This window comes from Croceibacterium mercuriale (assembly GCF_000802385.1).
Taxonomy (GTDB): domain Bacteria; phylum Pseudomonadota; class Alphaproteobacteria; order Sphingomonadales; family Sphingomonadaceae; genus Croceibacterium; species Croceibacterium mercuriale.
In genome coordinates this window covers 784,626-805,236 of record NZ_JTDN01000001.1, presented here as the reverse complement: position 1 = coordinate 805,236, position 20,611 = coordinate 784,626, and the positions used below count along the sequence as shown (strand labels likewise).

Below are 20,611 nucleotides of genomic sequence, written 5' to 3'. Positions count from 1 at the left end.
GATCATGGCCAGGCAAAGGTCATCCACACCGCCATTGCGATCATCATCAGGTTCTCGGTCAGTGACAGAAAGCCCAGCGGTACATTGCTCGACCCGCCGACGCAGGCACATTTCAGTTCGCGCCTGTCCAGGTACACAGCCTTGATCACGGACACCGCGCCGACCGTGCCGATGAACAACGCAACCGGAACCGACAGCCAGATGAACACACCGGCAATCATCAGCACGCCAGCCAGTCCCTCAGCGAACGGGTAGATGTAGGAATACGGCACCCACCGCTTTGCCAGCAGATCGTAGTTCAGGAACATCGTGGCAAAGCTCTCGACGTTCTGGAGCTTCAGCAGCGCCAGCACCACCATGCTGAACCCGACAAACCATTCGGCCGCATGCAAGGTGAAGGGGGTGCCATAGATCGCCTGGCTCACCGCCGCTGCCATCAGCGCAGTGATCGCGAACAGTGCTATGACGGGCGTGTAGCTGGGCGCCTTCGGATCCGTGACCTTCTTCCCGAGATGACGCCGGAGGTCGTCATACCCCCCGATCCGTTCGCCAGCGATGAAGACCAGGGGCGTTGTCTTCACATCGTGCTCGGCCTTGACGGCGTCGGTCTGCTCACGCGTGGTCAGCCACACATCATCGACGATGTAGCCCTGCCGCCGCAGCAGGTCCCTGGCCTTGAGGCCATAGGGGCAGACATGGTTCTCCATGACCATCCGGTACAGGGTGGCTTGGCGCGGCTCTGAGGTGGCGGGCATGATGGCAGACTTCCGTTGCTGTTGATCTATCTGCTCCCCATATAGGGTCCGTACCATGGTACGGAGTCAAGTGGTGGACAGGATGACGATCTCAGGTCTGGCGCGCGCGGGCAGCGTGGGTGTCGAGACGGTGCGGTTTTATCAGCGGCGCGGCCTGCTGGCCTTGCCGGATCGGTCAGGCGGTACCGCACAGCCGGGCGGTGTCCGGCGCTATGGGCACGCCGATGTCGGGCGCCTGCGGTTCATCCGGTCGGCGCAGGCTGCAGGGTTCACGCTCGATCAGATCGGAGAGCTCCTTGCGCTCGATGCGACAGACGACCGTGCCCGGGTGCGCGAGCTGGCTCATGAGCGGATCGTCGCACTGAACGCCAAGATTGCCGAGCTCGAAGAAGCACGCGCATCCTTGCTGCGGCTGGCCGGCAAATGCGCGAATGGTGCCGACGGGCCCTGTCCGATACTGGCGTCGTTCGAGGATACCGGGCCAGTCGCGCGACCCGTTACATGAAGCGTGGCGGGTTCCGGCAAGCGCCAGGATCAGCCTGCAACATCCACGATCAGGCGCGTAGCTGGCACCAGTTTACCCCCGTCGCACAAGTCGGCTCATCCTGCCGCCCGCGTCTGATCCATTCCGGATGACCTAATGCTTTGCACCCGTCACCTTTGCATCAGCGCCGCATCGCCCCACGTGACCGGCAGGCGCCCGTTGGCGGCATCACGGGTGCGGGCAACGAGTTCCAGCAATGTCACGCCGGTGATGTCCGCCTCCAGCGACTGTGCCGGCATGCCGCGGGAAAGCGGCTCGCTCCGGGTCAGCAGCCTGCCGTCACCATACAGCGCGAAGGTCACTTCATTGTCCGCGTCCTCTGCGGAATCATCCACCCCGACCGAGGCGGTGAAGCGCCGATGACCTTCATTGCGGGCCTCCAGTCGCGAATTGGCAAGGACGCCGATACCGCTGGCGAAATGCTGCCCCGCGACCTGCAGTACGCGGCCATACGGCGTCGAATCCGCACGCGCCCCGCCCCAGCCGGTGTAGAACGGCCGCGCGCCGCTGCCCCGCGTGCCGAAGCTGGCTGCACGATGGATCGTGGGGTCGACCTGCGGGACGGTCAGGCCATCCACCGCCGGATTGACCTGACCCGGCAGTTCCGACAGGTACATGCCATCCTCCAGCGCACGATTGCCGCGGACGCGCCAGGCGCGGGTTTCCCGCGGCGCGACTGTCACCTTCATCTCGCCGGTGAAGCTGGCGCCCTCCCCGTTCCACAGATCGGTTGTCGCGATCGCGGCATCATCGCGCAGCTTCATGTGCGCAGCGGTCAGGGTCGCCTCGACCGGCGCGGACGAGCGATTGAGGATCGCGACCGCCTTGTCGCCATCGGCCAGGGTCTTGACCAGGATCTGCAGGTCGTCGGTATCGTAGGCGAGCACCGCCTGATGGCCACCAGGATCCTGGTTCAGGGCGATCAACGCGCTGTTGCCGAAAATGTCCATCAGTGGCTGCGGCGTGTTGCGCAGATCGCTGCCGATGAGCAGCGGCGCGTTGAGGAAGGCCCACAGGGTGAAGTGCGATCGTGCTTCCGTCAGGTGGTCGGCATCAAAATCGCCCTTGCCGATGAACAGCATGTCCGGGTCGTTCCACGATCCCGGATGGGCGTAGAGTTCGCGCGTCACCGCCGTATCGAAATTGGTGAGCATCCGCCCCCAATGCGGCGTGATGTCGTCGCTGGTGCGGGACACATTGCCGATGTCCTTGGCCCATGCCCGCACATGCGCAGAGCCCCAGATGCACAGCGACAGCACGAAATCGTTGTCGGGATTGTACCGCATCAACGCCGTCTTGACCTCCCCGAACAGCCCCCTGACGGCCGGGATGTCCGACAAGGCAACCGTTTCCAGGTTCAGGATCGGGTCGAGCGCGCGGTATCGCCCGGAGACGACCCTCTCGCTCTCAGGGCCATAAGCCCGCAGGCCGCAGCCATCGATCTTGATGTAGTCGAAACCCCATTCACCGAAGAACTGGCTGATGTCCTGGTCGATATGACCGTACAGCCCGACCTCGCGCTGCGTCAGCGTACCGCGCGGCAGGTTGGTCTGGTCGGGCATGTAGGCCTGGGCGCAGGTGTTGCGGCCCAGGTCGGAATACAGGCCCGCCTTCAGCCCCATGCCGTGCAGACGGTCGGTGAACGGCCGGAACGATGTCGCCCCGTCCGGTGTGCGGGTGGACGGGAACCTGTCGGTATTGGCCAGCATCCGGCCATCATCACGCCGGTGCTGCCACCAGCCTTCGTCCAGGTTGATGTAGCGGTAGCCTTTGGCCGCCAGTCCGGTGTCCACGATCACCTGTGCGGAGGCGAGCACCTTCTCCTCATCCAGGTCGGTGAAGAAGGCGTTCCAGGAATTCCACCCCATCGGCGGGGTGATCGCGGCACCGTCGACATTGGCCGACCAGGTGCCCGTGGGCGCGAGCGGGTCGGTCTGCTGCGCGATGGCTGGTTGCGACCCGCACAGCAGGGCGATCGTCAGCATGGTTGCGAAGCGCGGGCGGCGCCTCGTCTGGGTACGGGCTGGCATGTTCTTCTCCCGATAGGATCTGCTTGTGTTCTGCACGTTGATCGCCCGGTTCACAGGCCGCTACTCGCCGCGGAGCAGGCGAAGAACCATGGCGCGTATCCGACCGTAATTGCCGGCCCTGAGCGGACCCAGGACGCCGTGCACTTCCGCGTCCAGAAACTGCAACGGATGCCCGTCCGGGCGGAAGACGTAATGGTCGAACCAGGCCCGCCAGGCCGCACGCTCTGCCGCCGGCCGTTCGGCAATGGCGATCATTGCCAACAGCATCGTCGTGTATGGCTTGTCCGGCCCTGCGGCGAAGCCGTCCCACCAGAAGTTGACCAGCATGTTGATGTCGGACGTCGCCTCCACCTGATGCCACCAGAGCTTGGGCAGGTAGATGGCGTCCCCCGGCTCCAGCTCCGCCACCAGCGCCCGCCCTCTGGCGCGCTCGAAGCGGGGGTAGCGCGCATCGGGGCTGCTCCCGCTCGCCGCCAGGCTGATCGGCTGGCCCGCCATCGTCCGGTCGATCGGCCCGACATAAAGATCTCCGATCGCATCAGGAGGGTACAGCGTGAACCGCCGCCGCCCGGCGACGACACAGGCCAGGTTGTCCATGGTGTCGTAGTGACAGGGAACCGAGGAGACATGGCCGATCCAGAACCGCGGCCGGACGGCCGACGGCACGAAGGCCACGGGCGTGAGCCGCTCTACGCCGGGAAGGTAGGTCTCGGACGTCAGCGAGCCCATGTACATGGTATCGTGATCAGGCTGCCCGGCGGTTTCCAGGATCTGCTGCAACGCCTCCCTGAACGGCAAAGTCCGATGCGTGAAGTTGAACGCGCGCAGCCTCTCATCCGCATGCCGGTAGCTTCCGCCGATCTCCGGCTTGCCGACGAACAGGTCGGTTTCGCGGCCACTGTCGAAGGCCATGATCTGCTCGGCTGCAAGCGAAACATCGCCGCAGGAAACGAGCGGCCAATGCCGGGCCGCGCCGCGCAACACGACCGGCTCGTACCGCGCCATCACGCTTGTCCGGAATGCGTCCGGATCGCGCAACGCGGCCGGATCGGTCATCTCCGGAACCGGGATCATACCGACGGGCCCGCCAGCCGTTCATTGTGCAGCCGCGCCAGCCGCCTGATGTGCCTGACGGACCCGGTCTGCGCGTAGGCGAGCTGCAGATCGCCCTGCCGGAACAGGTCGAGCGCTGCCTGATCTGGCAAGGCATGCAGGCGATCCAGGCTGATTGTGTACAGCCCATCGAGCCGGATGCTGCTTCCATCATCGAAGCTGAGGCTGACATCGATCGGCTCGATCAGACGGTGCTGCATGTATCGCGCGACGATGGCATCGGTGGCGGCAAGGCCGGTGTGCAAGCGACCCAGCGCGTGCTGGATACGCTGCAGCGCGGTCGTGGGCTCCCCCGCTTCATCGAACAGGATCCGCCCGTCCGGCTTCGTAAGCGCCGGATGGTCCGGCTCCACCATAATGCGATCTTCCACGACGAAGAACCCCTGGCGCTCGAGATCGGCAGGACGGTAGCCGGTCATTTGTCCGCGCAGACAAGAAAGGTTCTCGCCCGGCACAAGGCCCATCACCACCCCGGCGTAGAAGGCGCCGGTCTCGGGATGCTTGGTGAAGAAGATCGGATGATCATGCGCCGCATCAAGGAACTCGTCGGCGACAATCTGCGCAAAATGGCGAGTCGCATCAGGCGCGGGCGACACGCGAAGGTCGCCATGCCGCTGCGGGTTCAGCGGTTCAAGGGTCTGCGCCGCCCCGCCTCCGCCGGGTTGATCCTGCCCCCTGGTCGTCATGCCCCACCCTTCGCTTCGCCAATGTTCAAACTTGTACTCTGACAATAGTTGTAATGCATAGCAGCTGAGATATGGTAGCGTTAACTAGTCGAGAGTCGAGGGTCACCTGACCGTCGCTTGCCGGCCGGTTCAACCAATCGTGATTCCTCGGCTCAGAAGGAACGCGACCGAGAGAGGGGATGATCGAATGCGCCTGCTGGCCATGAATCGCATGCACCTGCCGAACGGACCGGGTGCCCTGTCCACCCTGGCCTGCACAACCAGCCTGGTTGCGCTGATGGCCTCGGTTCCCGCCTTTGCGCAGGATCAGTCCAATGCGCTCCCGGGTTCGGCACCGACCGTCGAAGCAGACAGCACGACGATCGTCGTGACCGGCCTGCGCGGATCGTTGCAGCGCAATCTCGACATCAAGCGCGATTCATCCGGCGTCGTGGATGTGATCTCGGCGGAAGATATCGGCAAGTTCCCCGACTCCAACGTCGCCGCGTCCCTCCAGCGTCTGCCCGGCGTGTCCATCCAGCGGTCCGGATCACGCGGCGAACCGACCGGGATCACCGTTCGGGGCTTTGGCGGGGACTTCAACACCACCCTGTTCGACGGTCGGCGCATCTCTACCGCCACCGGGGGCCGGCAGATCGACTTCAGCACGGTAGGGGTCGATTTCATCGGTCAGCTTAGCGTGTTCAAGACGCCGGACGTGTCGCTTTCGTCCAGTTCGATCGGTGCGACGGTCGACATCCAGTTCCCCAACGCCTTCGATCAGCCGGGCTTCCGCCTTGCCGCGACCGGGTCGGGTTCGATCCAGGACCGGGCGGAAAAGATCGTGCCCACCGGTGGCCTGCTGGTCAGCAACACCTTTGCCGACGACACGATCGGCATACTGGCCGACGTGATCTATACGCGACGTGATACCGATACCAACCGGGTGTTCGTTTCCGGCTGGCCGGGCGGCAATTTCGCGCCCTGCCAGCTGGCTGGCAGCGCCGGTGCCTGCACCCCCACCAGCGACGCAAGTTCCACCGCCTTCGCCAACCCGGCCAACCGCCAGAACCTGCCCGGGTGGTTCCCGCAGCAATATGGGGCGGAGCAGCAACGGGTCAGCGACGAGCGGGTCGATGCCCGCATCTCGCTGCAGTACCATCCGTCCGAAGAGCTGATGGTCACGCTGGACAACAATTACTCGCGCCAGAACATCACCCAGGACAATTATGCCTTCGGCGTGTGGTTCAACCAGGGCGACCTGCGCAACGTCACCGTGGACGAGAACGGCACGGCAATCGACTTCACGCAGCAGGGCACGCCGACCGACTTCACCTCGGCACTCAACAAGCAGATCCTGCAGACCAACCAGACCGGCCTGAACATCACCTATGCAGCGTCGGACAACCTGACGCTGGAAGGCGACGTCGCCTACGCCAAGAGCTGGCTCAATCCCGATGACGTGATCGGCAGCCGCAATGGCGACATCGGCTATGGCGGCGCGCTGGGCAACAATCTGCGCTTCACCGTCGATGGCGACAGCAAGGACGCCTTCCCCTCGATCAGCAATTTCGGCCCGGCCGGCAACGGCGCCGAATGGGCCAACCAGTCCCTGATCGGCAGCCATGTGGCGGTGAACCAGACGCAGGTGAATACCGACGAGCTGGTGCAGTTTCGCGGGGCCGCAACCTGGACCCAGGACGACCTCACCCTGAAGGCCGGTGGCCAGTATTATCAGGACACCTTCAACTTCCGCAACCAGAGCACCTTCGTGAACAATTTCTGGCAGGCCTATGCCGGATATGGTCGCCCGTCGGGTCGGGACACCGGCATCGCCCCGCTGCCGGCCAGCCTGTACGAAGGCTCCATCAGCCTCGACGGGTTCATTCCCGGGTTCGACGGCAGCCTGCCACCATCGGTGTTCGTGTTCAGCCCGGTCGGCTTCCAGGATTACCTGACCGGTCTGGGCAATCCGCAGGCGCAGACCATACCCGGCTTCAACTATGGCAGCGTCAACGGCTTCACCGGGACGTTCGACGAAGCGGTGGATCCGGGCAGCGTCCTGCGCGTGCGCGAGAAGACCTGGGCACTGTTCCTCAGTGCCAGCTTCCGGGCAGAGATCGCGGACATGCCGTTCACGTTCAACGCCGGCGTCCGCAACGAGGTGACCAACCTGTCGGCCACCGGTCAGGGCCGGCTACCGACCTCGATCGTGACCAGCACGGCCGATCCGACCCTGCTGACGGTCGCTGCCTATACCGATATCCAGGGGGTCACCAACGAGAGTTCCTACTCCTACCTGCTGCCCAGCTTCGATGCGAAGCTGGAGGTGACCGACAACCTCATCCTGCGCGTGGATGCGTCGCGTACGTTGACCCGCCCCACGCTCAACCTGCTCAACCCGGTCCTGAACGTCGGCAGCGGACAGCGCGTCGGCGCCCTGTCGGCAGCCGGCGGCAATCCCAACCTGCGCCCGTACCTGGCGGACAATTTTGATATCGCGGCGGAGTGGTACTACCAGCGCAACTCCTACCTCTCGGTCGGGCTGTTCCTGAAGAATGTCAGCAACTTCATCGTCGGCGGCGTCACGCGGCAGGCGGTCAACGGAGTGATCGATCCTACCACCGGCCAGCCGGCGAGCTTTGCCGTGTCGCAACAGATCAACGGTCCGGATGCGACGGTGCGGGGTGTCGAATTCGCCTGGCAGCAGGTGTTCGGCGATAGCGGTTTCGGCTTCCAGGCGAATGCGACACTGGTCGACACGAACCGGCCGTATGACGATACCAACATCTCGCAGACGGGGTTCGCGGTCACCGGCCTCGCCAACTCTGCCAACTTCGTCGGTTTCTACGACAAGGACGGCTTCCAGCTGCGCGCCGCGCTGAATTGGCGTGACAAGTACCTGCTGCAATTCGGTCAGAACCAGAACACCGGTGCCTTTGGTGCAGAGCCGACCTTCGTGAACCAGAGTTTCCAGATCGACCTGACCACCAGCTACGACCTGTCGGACAATTTCAGCGTCTTTGCCGAGGCGCTGAACGTGAACAACAATCAGCAAAGCACCCACGGTCGCTACGGCAACCAGCTGCTGGACGTCTTCGATTACGGCCGGCGGTACACGCTGGGCGTGCGCTATCGGTACTAGAACCTCCCCAGTACCGATCCAACCTGGGCAGGGTGCGAAATGCCGCACCCTGCCGCTTTTCCGGCGGCAGACTGATGAACGACATCAAGCACATCGTGATCGTGGGCGGCGGCACTGCCGGATGGCTGACCGCCGGGATCATCGCCGCACGGCACCAAGGTCGCCGGCCACACGGCTTCACGGTGACGCTGGTCGAATCGCCGAATGTGCCGATCATCGGCGTAGGCGAAGGCACCTGGCCCACGTTGCGTGCCACGCTGCGCAAGATCGGCGTATCGGAAACGGACTTCTTTCGCCATTGCGGGGCTGCGTTCAAGCAGGGCGCGCGGTTCAATCGCTGGACCACCGGTGCCGCCGATGACGGCTACTACCATCCGCTCATGCTGCCGCAGGGCTTCGCGCAGACCAACCTGGTTCCGCATTGGCTGGCGGCGGAGGCAGAGGAAAGCTTCTGCGATGCCGTGACCCCGCAAGGGCGGCTGTGCGATGCCGGGCTCGCGCCCAAGACCATCACGACGGCGGAGTATGACGGTCCGGCCAATTATGCCTATCATCTGGATGCCGGCAAGTTCGCCAGCTTCCTGCAACGCCATTGCTGCGACACGCTGGGTGTCCGCCATGTGCTGGCCGATGTCACCGACGTGCATCTGGACGACAGCGGCGACATCGACCGGCTCGATACGAAGCAGGGCGTGACGATCGCTGGCGATCTGTTCGTGGACTGCACCGGCTTTGCCGCCTTGCTGATCGGCAAGACGCTGGGCGTTGGCTTTCGCGATTGCAGCGACGTGTTGTTCTGCGACACGGCGCTGGCCATGCAGGTGCCATACGACCGGCCGGATGCGCCGATCGCCAGCCACACCATCTCCACCGCGCAGGATGCCGGCTGGATCTGGGATATCGGCCTGCCCGCCCGCCGTGGTGTCGGGCATGTCTTTTCCAGCAGCCACACCAGCGTGGAAGCCGCGGAGCAGGCGTTGCGCGACTATGTCGGGCCGGCTGCCCGCGACCTGACTGTCCGCCATTTGCCGATCCGCTCCGGCCATCGCGAACTGTTCTGGAAGAACAATTGCGTTGCTGTCGGTCTCGCTGCCGGGTTCCTGGAACCGCTGGAGGCATCGGCGATCGTCCTGATCGAGCTTTCGGCCAAGATCATCGCGGAACAGCTGCCGGCCAGCCGCGCGGTGATGGACACGGTCGCACGGCGCTACAACGATACGACCCTGTATCGCTGGGGCCGGATCATCGACTTCCTCAAGCTGCATTATGCGCTGACGAAGCGAACCGACACGCAGTTCTGGCGCGACAATCAACGCGCGGAGACGATCCCCGACCGTCTACGCGAACTGATGTCACTGTGGGCCTATCACCCGCCATGGCTGCATGACGAATTCGACCGGGCGGAGGAGATCTTCCCTGCCGCCAGCTACCAGTATGTCCTGTACGGGATGGGTCACCGCACCGCGCTGCAGCCCGGCAGCTTCGAGGCGGATGCGGAGCAGGCCTCCCGTTTGCGGCGGGAGAACCGCAGCTACACCGACCGTCTGCTGGGTGCGCTGCCGGCGCACCGGGCCCTGATCGACAAGATCATCCACCACGGCCTTCAGCCCGTCTAGCCAAGAGCCGCATCACCATGCCCCCTCGAACCCCTCTGTTTGCCGCGTCGCTGGTCGCCTTGCTGTGCCAGGCGCAGGTGGCCCTTGCCCAGCCGCGCCTCGATGGCGCACTGGCGGACCATGCTGTCATCCAGCGGGATCAACCGATCACCCTGACCGGTCAGTCCCGCCCGGGCGAGACGGTGATGATCAGCCTGGCCAGTGTCAGCGTCAGCGCAACGGCCGACAGCGACGGGCGCTTCGTTGCCCGGCTGCCCGCGCTGCCGGCGGGCGGCCCCTACACGCTGACACTGGCCGCAGCCGACGGCGCCACTGTCCTGAGCGACATCCTGGTAGGCGACGTGTTCCTGTGCTCCGGCCAGAGCAACATGGAAATGCGGGTGAGCGACTCGCAGAGCCTGTTCGCAGAGGCACACCCTGACATCGACCCGCGCCTCCGCCTGCTGACCATCGGCAAGCAGGCCGCGACCAGCCCGGCCCCGGCCCTTCCCTCTCCGCCAAGCTGGCAGGTTGCCGGGCCTGACACCGCCCCGACCTTCTCCGCCGCCTGTTTCTACATGGCGCAGGCGCTGCGTAGCGGCAGCGACGTGCCGGTCGGCGCGATCCACTCCAGTTGGGGCGGATCGCGGATCAGCGCCTGGCTGAGCGATCCCGCCTCGCGCCAGTCGGGGCTGGCGGCGGAGGCGGACCTGCTGGCGCTGTATGACCGCGACCCGCTTGCCGCGACGAAGGACGCGTCTGCCACATGGGAGAGCTGGTGGCGCACGCAGACCGGCGATGCCCCGGGGCAGGAGCCGTGGCAGCCGGACACGCAACTGACCTGGCAGGCCGTGCCCGCGATCGCCAACTTCGAAAGCTGGGGCGTGCCGGAACTGCAGAACTACAACGGCATGCTGTGGTACCAGCGATCCGTGACGCTCACGGCGGCGCAGGCGCAGGGGCCCGCCATACTGTCCCTCGGCATGATCGACGATGCCGACCAGACCTGGGTGAACGGCACCGCCATCGGTGGCACCAGCCTGGCCGGCACGCCGCGGATCTATGTGCTGCCCGCCGGCACGCTGAAGCGCGGGCGAAATGTCATCACGATCAACAATGACGACGTCTATGCGCTGGGCGGAATGATCGGCCCGGCCGAAGCCATGCGGCTCACCCTGGCTGACGGCACGACCATTCCGCTGGGGACAGAGTGGCGCTACGCCATCGCCGCACCCGTGTCCGGCAGTGCCCCGCGCGTGCCGTGGGATGCCATCAACGGCGCAGGCACCCTGTTCAACGCGATGATCGCCCCGCTTGGCCCCATCCGCCTGGCCGGTATCGCATGGTATCAGGGGGAGTCGGACACCGGCATTCCGGGTTACGACCGGCGGCTGCAGGCACTGATCGACGACTGGCGCGGTCGTTTCGGCAGCGCGCAGACTGCCTTTGTCGTGGCGCAGCTGGCCAATTACGGCGCGCCTGCCACGACCCCGGCAGACAGCGGGTGGGGCGATGTGCGGGACGCGCAGCGCCGGGTCACCGCCGCCGATCGCCACGCCGGGCTGGCTGTCACCCTCGACATCGGGGACGCGTTTGACATCCACCCGGGGCAGAAGCTGCTGGTGGGACAGCGGCTTGCGCGTGCCATGCGCGCGGCCCTTGGCGGCTCGGAGACGGACCGTGCTGGTCCGGCGATCATGCGCGCGGAACGCAGCGGCGATGACATCGTGCTCCACTTCACGGGGGTGACGGGCGCCTTGCGCACCAGCAGTTCCCCTCAGGCGATCGGCTTCGAACTCTGCGGCCCGGCACTGCAGACCTGCCGCTTCGCCGCGGCCCGGGCTGATGGCGCGCAGGTCACCGTCACGGGAGACGGTCAACCTGTGGCGCGGGTCCGCTACGCCTGGGCCGACGCACCCGTCACCAATCTGTGGGACGATGCCCGCCTGCCGGTGGGCACGTTCGAGATCCCGGTGCCCTGACCGGGGCCGGCGACCGACAATCATAACGACAAGGAGAGGCGAGATGGAAAGAACTATGGAGCACACAGCAGGCGTCCGCCGGCAGCATTTCTCGCTCAGGCGGCTCGGGCTGGTGGCGGGGGCGCTGGCCTTTGCCTTCTCCGTCCCGGCGCATGCGCAGGACGAACAGATGACGCCGATCGAGATCCCGGCGCAACCGACCGCCATCGAACTCGGCACCGGGCCGCTGCCGGGTGGCGACATCCCGGAATCCTGGCACAGCCAGTATGGCAGCGTCTTCGCCCGCAACGTGGTTGTGGCGACGCTTACCCCGTTCCTGCCGGATCCTGCGCAGGCCAACGGCACGGCGGTCGTGGTCGCGCCCGGCGGCGGCTTCCGCACGCTGTCGATGGAGAACGAAGGATGGGACGTCGCCAAGGCCCTGGCGGCCAAGGGCGTCGCCGCCTTTGTCCTGAAGTACCGGCTGAACCAGACTCCGGCGGAGATGGCCGCGTTCGAACAGTCCATGACGCAGATGTTCTCCACTGCGGCGGCCCGCCCGCCCCGGCCCAGCCCGGCGGAGATGATGGCCAACCTCGAACCGCAGATCACCGATTCCCGGGCGGCGTTCGCTATGATCCGCGCCCGCGCCGCCGAGTGGAACGTGAACCCGGATCGCATCGGCATGGTCGGCTTTTCCGCCGGCGCGATGCTGACCTTGGCCACCGCACTGGCCGGCGAGGATGCCAAGCCGGCCTTCATCGGCAACATCTACGGCCCGCTGGCGACCGTCGAGGTGCCGGCCGACGCGCCGCCCCTGTTCGTCGGGCTGGCGGCGGACGATCCGCTGTTCGCGAATAGCGGGTTCGGCCTGATCGAGGCGTGGAAAGCTGCCGGGAAGCCGGTCGAGTTCCACCTCTACGAACAGGGCGGTCACGGCTTCGGCATGTATCCGAAGACCACCACCAGCACCGGCTGGTTCGATGCCTTTGCCGCGTGGATGACGATGCACGGCTGGATCACCGCTCCGGCCACCTAAGCAGGTCGTGCGCACACGGAGACCAGAACGGGGATCGATGCGGGCGGCGTGCGCGACGACATGTTCGCGGCGTATGTCGCCCTGACATCCGGGTGCCGCCGGGCAGGCGGCAAGACCTGCCTCGACGTCGATCCGGGTGCAGGAGGCGGCGCATCCGGGCAGAAAGCCATGCCGACCTTTGATGCCTTATGGATCCGCGTTCGATAGCTGTCCGGGTGATCGGGTAACAGCAACTGCTCCGGCAGCCTGAGGCCATGGCCGCCGCGCTGGTATTGCAGCGCGGCGGCCATGTTCTGCTCAGCGTGGCAGCGCCTGCGAACCGGTGATCGTGAAGGAGGCCGCGACGCCAGCCGCCGCCGGAAGGCCGGCGCGCATGCCGGGCTGGCCGCCGCCGATCCACAGATCGACCTTCCCCGCATCTACCCGACGCTCACCGGCCGCATCGACGGTGCTGAGCGCGCGCGGATCGAGCGTGAGGCACACCGTGCGGCTCTCTCCCTTGGCGAGGGTGATGCGCTCGAACGCCGCCAGGGAGCGGATCGGCGCGCCGTCCATGCCGGGCCGGCTGACATAGACCTGCACCACCTCTTCGCCATCCATCGCCCCGCTGTTTGTCACCTGGACCGACACGGTCGCCGGCTGGCCGGCGCGGATGCGCCGGCCAGAGACCCGCGGGCGGGCATAGTCGAACGTGGTGTAGGACAGGCCGTAACCGAACGGATACAGCACCTCCCCTGCGAAGTAGCGATAGGTGCGGTTCGCCATGGCATAGTCACCGAACGGCGGCAGGTCGTCCGCCGACCGGTAGAAGGTGACCGGCAGGCGCCCGGCCGGGCTGAAATCGCCGGCAATGGCCCGCGCGACCGCATCGCCGCCCTGCCCGCCCGGATACCACGCCTCGATGATGGCAGGCACGTTCTCGTCAGCCCAGTTGACGCTCAGCGCGCTGCCATTGACCAGCACCAGCACCGTCGGCGTGCCGGTGGCAACGACCTGTTCCAGCACCTTCTGCTGCGGGGCCGGCAGGTCCAGGCTGGTGCGGTCGCCGCCGGCGAACCCGTCGACCACGACCTTCATCTCCTCACCTTCGACCTGCGACGTCAGCCCGCCAACGAAGACCACCAGCTCCGCCGCATCCGCCGCCGCGACGGCAGCGCGCGCACCCTCGTCGCTGGGCAAGGCCCACAGCAGGCGCTCGTCCCCCTTGTCCTCGCGCTGGAACGCCTCGACGGTGATCGGGTACGTGCGGCCGGCTTCCAGCGTCACGGTGCCGGTTGCGATCGACGGGCGCCAGTCGACGTCCCACGCATCCACGATCGTGTTGTCGCCGACGCGGATGCGATAGCCGCCATTGGCTTCGTAGCGGAAGGTGTAGGTGCCGCTTTCCGGCGCGCGCAGGAACCCGCTCCAGCGGACGGCGCCGTTGCGGCGCTCGCCCTCCCAAGCATGATGCGCTTCTGTCCGGACCTCGCTGTCATCGGGCTGACCGGCGAAGCTGCGGTCGCTGAACTCGCCCAGCCGCACGCCGGGTCTGGCACAGCGCGCATCCAGGCACAGGGCGCTGGCCGGCACAGGCGCCAGGCCCGGCTCGATCAGGCCGGACCCTTGCACATAGGTGACCTCCGCCTGCGGGTATCGGCGCCGGATACCTTCCAGCACGGTGACCGGGTGCGACGGTTCGCCGTTGTAATTGCCGACCAGCGATTCCAGCGTGTCCGCATTTGGCCCGACCACGGCAATCCGCTGCGGAGCGCGGGCGAGCGGCAGCAGCTTGCCTTCGTTCTTCAGCAGGACGAGGGCCTTTTCCGCCGTCTGCTGCGCCAGCGCGCGGTTCGCCTCCGTGTCGTTGTCGCGCGGCGTGATGCCGGGAAACACGTCCGCCGGATCGTCGAACTGGCCCAGCTGCATGCGCGCGGTGAACAGACGCACCAGCGACCGGTCGATCACCGCCTCGTCCAGCACGCCCGTGCGCACGGCGCTGACGACATGCTCGATCTCGACCGGGCCACCGCATATCAGGTCCATCCCCGCCTCGAATGCTGCGGCGACGCCCTGCTCCGGCGTGTCGGCATAATCGTGGTGATCGTCGAGGTAGATGTCTGCCACCGCCTCGCAATCCGACACGACGAAGCCGTCGAACTTCCAGGCATCCCGCAGATATCCGGTCAGCAGTTCCTCGCTGGCGCAGGCGGGCTTGCCGTCCACGGCGTTGTAGGCGCACATGATCGATACCGCCTCCCCCTCCATCACCGTCGCGCGGAACGCCGGCAGATAGGTGTCGGCCAGGTCACGGGCCGAAGGATGGATGTCGTCCCGATGGCGCGAGGGCTCCGGCCCGCTATGCACCGCATAATGCTTGGGTGTCGCCACAGTCCGCAGGTACGTCTCGTCGTCACCCTGCAGACCCTTGACGAAGGCGACCCCCAGGCGGGAGGTCAGATACGGATCCTCGCCATAGGTTTCCTGTCCCCGCCCCCATCGCGGATCGCGGAAGATGTTGATGTTGGGCGACCATATCGTCAGCCCCCCGAACCAGTCGGACCCGCCGAAGCGGTGCTGCTCCGCCAGATGCTTGGCGCGGAACTCCCGGCTGATCAGGTCGGCGACATCGCCGATATGCGCCTCGTCGAATGTCGCGGCCATCCCGATCGCCTGCGGAAAGACCGTGGCAAAACCGGCCGCGGCGACGCCGTGCAGCCCTTCGTTCCACCAGTTGTATTCACGGATCCCCAGCCGCGGGATCGCCGGCGCATCGTTCACCAGCTGCGATGCCTTCTCCTCCAGCGTCATCCGCGCAACCAGATCGCGGGCGCGCGCATCGGGCGCCAGGCCGGCCTTCTGGTAGGTCGGCACGCTGGCCCCGGGCAGCACCTGGGCCGTCACGGGCAGTGCGGCCAGAAGGCAGCTCGCGCTGGCGAGCGCCGCCAGGGCGCGTCGCAATCTGATGGTGCTCGAACGTGTCATGGTCTCTCCCTCGGATTGTCGTTCAGCCGTCCTGCCCGCCCTGCTTCTTCCAGCGTACGGAAGGCGGCGATTGCCCCGCTCCGCGGCACGATCTAGCCTGCGGCCAACGAAAAGAAGCAAGGAGAGGGAACGGATGCACAGGATATTGGCGACACACTGGATGGCGGGTGCAGCGGGTGCAGCGTTGGTCGGTGGCTGCGCCGGTCAGCTTCCGGCCGGGGCTGCAGGCGCCGCGCCGACGCAGGCCTGGCGTTCGGACCAGGGTGACGGCACTTACCTGAATCCGCCGCTCAATGCCGATTACCCCGATCCCGACATCATCCGCGTCGGCGAGGATTTCTACTTTGTCAGCACCACGTTCGCCAACGTGCCGGGACTGACCCTGCTGCACTCGAAGGATCTGGTGAACTGGGACATCCTGTCGCATGTCGTCAACCGGCTGGAGGGGCGGCCGCAATATGATCTGGCCGATGGCGGTGCCTATCGCGCCGGGGTCTATGCCCCCAGCCTGCGTCATCGTGACGGCACCTTCTACGTCGCGGTAACGCCGGTGGGGCAGAGCACGCGCATCTACCAGGCCCGCGATCCGCGCGGACCGTGGACCTTTGTGGAACTGGGGCAGGAGCTGTTCGACCCCGCGCTGTTCTTCGACGATGACGGGACGGCCTACCTCGCCAGCGCGATCGGCAGCGACGGGACGATCACGCTGTATACGCTGGACCGGACTGTCAGCCGCATCAGCGGCTCGCGCGTCGTTCACTACTATCAGGGCGCGGAGGGATCCAAGATCGTCAAGCGGGACGGCTGGTACTACCTCTTCAACTCGATCCCGCGCCGACTGGGTATGACGGTCAGCCGCGCACGCAGCCTGTTCGGCCCGTGGGAAACGCGTGCCTCCATCGACGATACCACCGGCGGCCATCAGGGTGCGCTGGTCGACCTGCCGAACGGCGACTATTACGGCTTCGTGATGCTCGATGCCGGCGCCAAGGGGCGGGTGACGAACATCAGTCCGGTCTTCTGGCGTGACGGATGGCCGATCTGGGGCACGCCCGAAGCGCCCGACCGGGTGCCCGCTCGCGCGCCCAAGCCGATCCCCGGCCATCCGTTCCGTGAACCGCCCGCGTCCGACACCTTCGCCAGCAGGACGCTGGGCCTGCAATGGCAATGGAACCACAATCCGCTGAACGACCGGTGGTCCCTTGCCGAACGGCCGGGCTGGCTGCGATTGAAGGCGGCGCCGGGTGACCAGCTGTGGTCGGCACGCAACACGCTGGTCCAGAAGGGGCAGGCACCGGGCGGGCGCGGCGAAGTGGTGGTGGATGCAACTGGCATCAACCCCGGTGACGTGTGCGGGTTCGGCACCTTTGGCAAGTTCAGCGGTCAGCTTGCGGTCGCCGGCCAGCCGGACGGCAGCCGCGCCCTGACCATGCGGGTGACGGAAGCGACCGAGCGCGGCCCGGTTGTCGATACCCGCGTCGCGGCCCTGCCGCTCACGGCGGAACGGCTGTGGCTGCGCACCGACATGGATTTCCGAACCGAGCGCGCAACCCTGTCCTACAGCGTGGACGGACAGCGTTTCACACCGGTCGGCGGCACGCTTCCGCTGGTCTATGACTGGCGGACCGGCACCTTCCAGGGCGTGCAGTTTGCCCTGTCGTGCTACAATCCGGGCGCCAGTGGCGGGCATCTGGATATCGACGGGTTCACCCTCACGCCCCTGCCCTGACATGTCGCCGCCGCCACGGCCCGGGGTCGTGGCGGCGGTCACCCGCATCAGAACGCGAACCGGACACCGGCGCGATACACGCGGCCGATCTGGTCATACAGGGCCGGATTGTTGAAGATGGGCGACGGTTCGGGATCACGGTCGAACAGGTTGTCCACCTTGCCGTACAGCGTGACCTCGTCCGTCAGGTTCACCGTCGCGCCGATATCGACATAGAACGCACCCTTCAGCGTGTTGTAGTCGATCGTCGGCCGCTGCGATGTCGACACGGGGCAGCTACCCGGCGCGCAGACCACATACTGGTTGCCGTAAGTGCCGTCGCTGAACCAGCGTTCCTGCACCAGGAGCGAGAACGTGTCCGTCTCGTAGCTCTGGATCATCAGCCACTTCCAGTCCGGGGTGGCACCCGAATTGCTGCCCGCGCCATCGACCGGGATCGTCCCGGGCAGGCCGGTGTCGGTGATATATTCGATGACATGGGTGGCAAGGCCGCGCAGCGTCAGCGAACCCGGCAGGCCGAGCGGCTGGGGCAACCGCAGGCTGGCTTCGATGTCGAAGCCCCTGGTCTCGATCGACGCCAGGTTGAACGCCTGGACGTTAACGAAATTGCCGCTCCCGCCACTGTTGCTGAGATCGAACGCGGCGCAGGTTTCCGGCAGCACATTCTGGAAGCACAATTGCACGATGTCCGCCGGCGCGAGGCCGGAGATGACGTCCTTGATCGACAGGTTGTAGTAGTCGAACGACAGGTTCACGTTTGGCGCGAATGCCGGATTGTACGTGAAGCCGACCGTGGTGTTGCGCGCCAGCTCCGGCGTCAGCGCGGTGTTGCCGATCGAGTTCTGGATCACCAGCACGTTGGTATTGGTGAACGGGTCGAAGAAGTTGGGCAGCGTCGTGGTGACAGGCGCCGCGAACAGTTCCGACAGGTTGGGCGCACGCACGTCGCGCGACGTCACGCCCCGGATGCGGAAGCCGTCCAGCGGCGTGTCCCACGTACCGCCCACCTTCCACGCCCAGACCACGCCGGATGTGCTGTAATCGGTTACACGCGCCGCACCATTCAGGTTGGCCTGGCCGATCGCCGTCGAATCGAACAGCGGCAGGTTGGCTTCCAGGAACGCTTCCTTGACGTTGTAGACGCCGCGACCGTTCTTGTAGGTGCCCGCATACCAGTTGCCGTTGCCGGACGCGTTCAGCACCGGATCGGCCGGGTAGTCCGCATTCGGCGGCGTGTTGGCGAAGCCCGCGCCGTACGGGTCGGCCTCCACCCGATAGAATTCGCGCCGGTACTCCCCGCCGAACGCGACCGAGAACGGGCCGGCCCACAGGTCGAAGGGTGAGCCGGAGAAGCTCAGGCTGACGACGTCCTGGGTCTGGCGCGTGCGCTGGTACGGGCCGTTCGCCGGAACGACGTAATCCAGCGCCGCCTGGGACGCCGCATCGCCGAAGATGTTCAGCGGCTGACATCCGGCGGCCCGCGCAGCCGCGCTGCGGCATGCGGGCTGGCCGTTCAGCGAGATGACGTCGATCGCCTGGTTGAACCGCGGATTGAGCATGATGTTGCTCACGTCGATGTCGGTGTAGTTGATGCCGTGCGTGCCGTAGAGGTCGTAGGTCCAGTCCCGCTCGCCGATGCCGAACTCGCCCTTCACCCCTGCCACGTAGCGATATTGCCGCCGCTCGGTATCCACCCTGGTGTTGCCCAGCGAAGCGTTGCTGGTGCCGAAGCCGAAATTGGTGATCCCTGCCGTTGCGCAGCGGGTCTTGATCGCCTGCGGCACGAACGGGTTGTCGCACTGGATCGTCAGACCGGGGCGGTTGGCGCCATTCACCGGCTGGTTGCTGGTGCGCACCCGCGCCAGGTTCACCGTGGCATAGATCTCGTGGCCCGGCGAAAACTCGAACCCGACCCGGCTGTAGCTGTTCAGGCGCTCGATCGCGGATCGCAGGGATCGACCCGCATCGACATTGCCGGCAACATTGCCGCCAAGGCACAGACTGCCATAGCAGGGGCTGCCGAACTGGAACTGATACGGGTTGCCCTCGGCGTCGATGCCGGTGCCGGTCAGCGGCCCGCTGGTGATCAGGCCATACTTGCCGTAGCCGGCGGTCTGCACCCGGTCGCGCATGATATATTGCGGCGAGCCATCGTTCAGCACGCCGCGATTGATCATCGAATATCCGGTGAACCAGTCGCGGCCATTGGCCAGCTCGAACCCGTAATTGCCGCCCGGTACGCCCGCTTCGTCGTCATACTCGATGCTGGTCACCAGGTGCAGCCGGTCATCCAGCAGGCTGGTGCCGGCGGCGAGCTGGAGCAGGATCTGCTCGTCATCACCATAGGTGGTGATCCCGCCCAGGACGTTCCCCTTGATGCCTTCGAAGCGGTTGTCGAGAATGAAGTTGACCACGCCGCCGACTGCGTCGGAGCCGTAGGAGGCGGAGGCTCCGCCGTTCACCACGTCCACCCGCTGCACCAGCAGCTGCGGGAACAGGCTGACATCTGGCACACCCGTCACGTTGGCGCCGACCACGCGCTGCCCGTCCAGCAGGGTCAGCGTGCGGATCGCGCCGACACCGCGCAGCGAGAAGGAGCTGAGGCCCTGCTGCCCGCTGGACGTGCTGAAGGTGTTCACCTGGGTGCCGCTCGATCCCTGCAGGGAGGGGAGCTGCGCGATGGTGGTGAAGATGTTCGGCTGCGCGTTGGCGGCGATCTGTTCGGCGCCCAGGACTGTCGTCGGCGTCGGCGCGTCGAACCCGCCGGTGACGATCCGGGTGCCGGTGACGACGATCTCGCCTCCGGCACGGCCGCCGCCCTGCGGCGTCTGGGAAAGTTCTTCGGGCGCGGACTGGAGCGGGCCGTCAGGCCCGGCGGGAACCCCCGCCGGCGGCGTCTGGGCCGGCGACACCTGCGCCAGGGCCGGCAGCGGCAGGAGACACGCCAGCGCCGTCAATACAGGCAGCGACGCGCCTTGCATGAGAGAACGACGATGACCGTGGTCTTTGTGAAGCATCCTGTTTCCCCTTTGTTTTTTAACTCTTCGCCAAGAACCCGCCCGGCGACGGAC

12 protein-coding genes are annotated in these 20,611 nt (G+C 66.1%); 6 read left to right on the top strand and 6 right to left on the bottom strand.

The genetic code is table 11. The features are described 5' to 3' along the window. Window positions 1-2 precede the first annotated feature (2 nt). The gene (locus PK98_RS03630; protein WP_039094348.1) at window positions 3-755 is read right to left on the bottom strand and encodes a glutaredoxin family protein; all 753 of its coding nucleotides are present in this window, start codon (window positions 753-755) and stop codon (window positions 3-5) included. Window positions 756-837: 82 nt separating this feature from the next. Between PK98_RS03630 and PK98_RS03625 the strand changes: the two genes are divergently transcribed. Further along, window positions 838-1,260 carry a MerR family transcriptional regulator gene (locus PK98_RS03625; protein ID WP_039094346.1) on the top strand — a complete coding sequence of 141 codons (423 nt, stop codon included), beginning with the start codon at window positions 838-840 and terminating at the stop codon, window positions 1,258-1,260. Between the two features lie 149 nt (window positions 1,261-1,409). On the opposite strand, the gene PK98_RS03620 is transcribed toward PK98_RS03625, so the two are convergent. From PK98_RS03620 to PK98_RS03610, 3 genes are read right to left on the bottom strand one after another with little or no spacing between them, the layout of a single operon-like run. Beyond that, a complete protein-coding gene (locus tag PK98_RS03620; RefSeq protein ID WP_081996141.1) occupies window positions 1,410-3,329 on the bottom strand; it encodes an NPCBM/NEW2 domain-containing protein in 1,920 nt (639 codons plus the stop codon). A gap of 60 nt (window positions 3,330-3,389) precedes the next feature. Then, a complete protein-coding gene (locus tag PK98_RS03615) occupies window positions 3,390-4,385 on the bottom strand; it encodes a cupin-like domain-containing protein (RefSeq protein ID WP_039096197.1) in 996 nt (331 codons plus the stop codon). Window positions 4,386-4,399: 14 nt separating this feature from the next. After that, window positions 4,400-5,128 carry a SapC family protein gene (locus PK98_RS03610; RefSeq protein WP_052207993.1) on the bottom strand — a complete coding sequence of 243 codons (729 nt, stop codon included), beginning with the start codon at window positions 5,126-5,128 and terminating at the stop codon, window positions 4,400-4,402. A gap of 202 nt (window positions 5,129-5,330) precedes the next feature. Between PK98_RS03610 and PK98_RS03605 the strand changes: the two genes are divergently transcribed. The 4 genes from PK98_RS03605 to PK98_RS03590 all read left to right on the top strand — a co-directional run bounded on the left by PK98_RS03605 (window position 5,331) and on the right by PK98_RS03590 (window position 12,847). Continuing rightward, window positions 5,331-8,252, top strand: coding sequence for a TonB-dependent receptor (locus tag PK98_RS03605; protein WP_039096195.1), 2,922 nt, complete (start codon window positions 5,331-5,333; stop codon window positions 8,250-8,252). A gap of 74 nt (window positions 8,253-8,326) precedes the next feature. After that, on the top strand, window positions 8,327-9,868 hold the full coding sequence (locus PK98_RS03600) for a tryptophan halogenase family protein (protein WP_039094344.1): 1,542 nt from the start codon (window positions 8,327-8,329) through the stop codon (window positions 9,866-9,868). A 17-nt stretch (window positions 9,869-9,885) separates the two neighbouring features. Beyond that, window positions 9,886-11,829 carry a sialate O-acetylesterase gene (locus PK98_RS03595; RefSeq protein ID WP_039094342.1) on the top strand — a complete coding sequence of 648 codons (1,944 nt, stop codon included), beginning with the start codon at window positions 9,886-9,888 and terminating at the stop codon, window positions 11,827-11,829. A 55-nt stretch (window positions 11,830-11,884) separates the two neighbouring features. Then, window positions 11,885-12,847, top strand: coding sequence for an alpha/beta hydrolase (locus PK98_RS03590; RefSeq protein WP_039094340.1), 963 nt, complete (start codon window positions 11,885-11,887; stop codon window positions 12,845-12,847). Window positions 12,848-13,144: 297 nt separating this feature from the next. On the opposite strand, the gene PK98_RS03585 is transcribed toward PK98_RS03590, so the two are convergent. Then, the gene (locus tag PK98_RS03585) at window positions 13,145-15,811 is read right to left on the bottom strand and encodes a glycoside hydrolase family 3 protein (RefSeq protein ID WP_081996025.1); all 2,667 of its coding nucleotides are present in this window, start codon (window positions 15,809-15,811) and stop codon (window positions 13,145-13,147) included. Between the two features lie 133 nt (window positions 15,812-15,944). Here PK98_RS03585 and PK98_RS03580 point away from each other — a divergent pair, with 133 nt between their 5' ends. Further along, a complete protein-coding gene (locus PK98_RS03580) occupies window positions 15,945-17,540 on the top strand; it encodes a glycoside hydrolase family 43 protein (protein WP_235425388.1) in 1,596 nt (531 codons plus the stop codon). 47 nt (window positions 17,541-17,587) lie between these two features. On the opposite strand, the gene PK98_RS03575 is transcribed toward PK98_RS03580, so the two are convergent. Further along, the gene (locus PK98_RS03575) at window positions 17,588-20,521 is read right to left on the bottom strand and encodes a TonB-dependent receptor plug domain-containing protein (RefSeq protein WP_052207989.1); all 2,934 of its coding nucleotides are present in this window, start codon (window positions 20,519-20,521) and stop codon (window positions 17,588-17,590) included. Between the last annotated feature and the right edge of the window lie 90 nt (window positions 20,522-20,611).

What these genes read in the sequence shown, in the direction of transcription:
- PK98_RS03630 (WP_039094348.1), bottom strand. Translation starts at nt 755, where the DNA reads ATGCCCGCCACCTCAGAGCCGCGCCAAGCCACCCTGTACCGGATGGTC.
- PK98_RS03625 (WP_039094346.1), top strand. Translation starts at nt 838, where the DNA reads ATGACGATCTCAGGTCTGGCGCGCGCGGGCAGCGTGGGTGTCGAGACG.
- PK98_RS03620 (WP_081996141.1), bottom strand. Translation starts at nt 3,329, where the DNA reads ATGCCAGCCCGTACCCAGACGAGGCGCCGCCCGCGCTTCGCAACCATG.
- PK98_RS03615 (WP_039096197.1), bottom strand. Translation starts at nt 4,385, where the DNA reads ATGACCGATCCGGCCGCGTTGCGCGATCCGGACGCATTCCGGACAAGC.
- PK98_RS03610 (WP_052207993.1), bottom strand. Translation starts at nt 5,128, where the DNA reads ATGACGACCAGGGGGCAGGATCAACCCGGCGGAGGCGGGGCGGCGCAG.
- PK98_RS03605 (WP_039096195.1), top strand. Translation starts at nt 5,331, where the DNA reads ATGAATCGCATGCACCTGCCGAACGGACCGGGTGCCCTGTCCACCCTG.
- PK98_RS03600 (WP_039094344.1), top strand. Translation starts at nt 8,327, where the DNA reads ATGAACGACATCAAGCACATCGTGATCGTGGGCGGCGGCACTGCCGGA.
- PK98_RS03595 (WP_039094342.1), top strand. Translation starts at nt 9,886, where the DNA reads ATGCCCCCTCGAACCCCTCTGTTTGCCGCGTCGCTGGTCGCCTTGCTG.
- PK98_RS03590 (WP_039094340.1), top strand. Translation starts at nt 11,885, where the DNA reads ATGGAGCACACAGCAGGCGTCCGCCGGCAGCATTTCTCGCTCAGGCGG.
- PK98_RS03585 (WP_081996025.1), bottom strand. Translation starts at nt 15,811, where the DNA reads ATGACACGTTCGAGCACCATCAGATTGCGACGCGCCCTGGCGGCGCTC.
- PK98_RS03580 (WP_235425388.1), top strand. Translation starts at nt 15,945, where the DNA reads ATGCACAGGATATTGGCGACACACTGGATGGCGGGTGCAGCGGGTGCA.
- PK98_RS03575 (WP_052207989.1), bottom strand. Translation starts at nt 20,521, where the DNA reads ATGCAAGGCGCGTCGCTGCCTGTATTGACGGCGCTGGCGTGTCTCCTG.